Source organism: Methylobacterium tarhaniae (assembly GCF_001043955.1).
GTDB lineage: Bacteria > Pseudomonadota > Alphaproteobacteria > Rhizobiales > Beijerinckiaceae > Methylobacterium > Methylobacterium tarhaniae.
Map to the genome: position 1 here is coordinate 1 of NZ_LABZ01000419.1, position 1,561 is coordinate 1,561.

Consider the following 1,561-nt stretch of genomic DNA (forward strand, 5'->3'; position numbering starts at 1 on the left):
GGTGTCGTGGCACCACGAACCTGGGACGTTCCGGCCGGTGGCGCGGGTGCGGGCTGGGGTGGTGCACCACGTGGTGACGGACCATCTCGGGACGCCGCGTGAGCTGTACGATGGGCAGGGGCGACGGGTCTGGTCGCGGTCGCACCGTCTGTGGGGCGGGACGCGGGGCCTATGGCGTGGCGAGGCGGCGAATGACGGGGCTTTGTCGCTGGCGGGGGTGCGGGCGGCGCGGGGTGAGGCGGATGCGGACGAGGTCGATCTGTGCCCGATCGGGTTCCCGGGGCAGTGGGCGGACAATGAGAATGGGCTGAGCTACAACCGGTTCCGGTACTACGATGCGGAGGCGGGGCAGTATGTTAGTCCGGATCCGATCGGGTTAGAGGGAGGGGCGCGGCCACAAGGATACGTTCAGCAGGCCACAACAGAAGTGGATCCGTTAGGTCTTGCGGGCTGCGATTCGAATGCTCCAGACATAAAGGAGGCACCAAACCTCACTGACCGCGGCACCCTGACCAATCTAAGGCCTGGTGACCCAATCATGCGGCAGCGGCCAGTCAGGACTCTTGTCCAAGACATCTCGGGCAGATACTGGCTGGAAAGCGCCGGAGGGAACAGGATTACTCCTTCTGGAAGCTACGACTTTGTAACCCTTCCCGACGGGCGAGTAATTGTATCCAGGCCAAATATAAATCCAGAATTTTCTACACATCTTGGATTGAGTAGCGGCGGGGAAGTTTCTTATGCTGGATCTATTAGATTTGGAAACAATATGGGCCCAAATCGCGGAAAAATCACTAGCTGGTCAAATAGTTCTGGCCACTACCAACCGCCTGCGCTGCTAAATGGCAACGCAAATTTACCGACCGATTCATTTTCTCCTCATCAGGCAATCAGATGAATAGCGACATAATCACAAAGATTAATAACCTTCGAAAAATGAAGTCGGCCGATGCCGCAGATTGGTTAATCGATAATTATCCTATACAAAATCAAAATTGGGGAGAAGCTATTGCAATTATCCCTCATCTATCTTGGCAAAGAGCTGACCAAATCAAACTATCTGATTATTATTTGCAAAAAATACCTTACGCAAGTGCAAAGCCGTATGAAGCATTTGCAAAAATTATGAAAATTTCTACCCTTGTCAGTATATTAGAGAAATACATACCTTGCGACGTTTCCGGGAAAAATTTACTCGCTTACTATTCAATAGGCGCTCTAAGAGATATGGCCAAGACAAAGGTCGATTTTGATGCGATTAGTAGACTATTGGATAAATTAGATTCTTGTTAGACATCATATAAAATCACAACAATGTAATCATGCGCTCACGACGCCCGCGGCCTGCTGGTGCGGGCGGAGAACGGCGACGGGGTGGTGACGGTCGCGCGCGACGCCCTCGGGCGGATCGTCAGCGAGAGCCGCGACGGCCGCACGGTGGAGAGCCGCTACGACGCGCGCGGGCGGCGGGTGGAGCGGCGCATCGGCGGGGGTCTGGCAGCCTACGCCTACGACCCGCTCGGGGCGCTCGCCGCACTGACCCTCGCCGACCCGGCCGGGC

The 1,561-nt window shown here is 55.5% G+C and carries 3 protein-coding genes; all 3 read left to right on the top strand.

The window, feature by feature from the left end; all coding sequences use genetic code 11:
• Window positions 1-73: 73 nt before the first annotated feature.
• On the top strand, window positions 74-898 hold the full coding sequence (locus VQ03_RS35380) for an RHS repeat-associated core domain-containing protein (RefSeq protein WP_425350115.1): 825 nt from the start codon (window positions 74-76) through the stop codon (window positions 896-898).
• A 38-nt stretch (window positions 899-936) separates the two neighbouring features.
• Complete coding sequence (locus VQ03_RS33530; RefSeq protein WP_157064337.1) at window positions 937-1,293, top strand: hypothetical protein; 357 nt, start codon at window positions 937-939, stop codon at window positions 1,291-1,293.
• A 57-nt stretch (window positions 1,294-1,350) separates the two neighbouring features.
• On the top strand, window positions 1,351-1,561 hold a 211-nt coding region (locus VQ03_RS30385; protein WP_048454668.1), incomplete at its 3' end, for a hypothetical protein.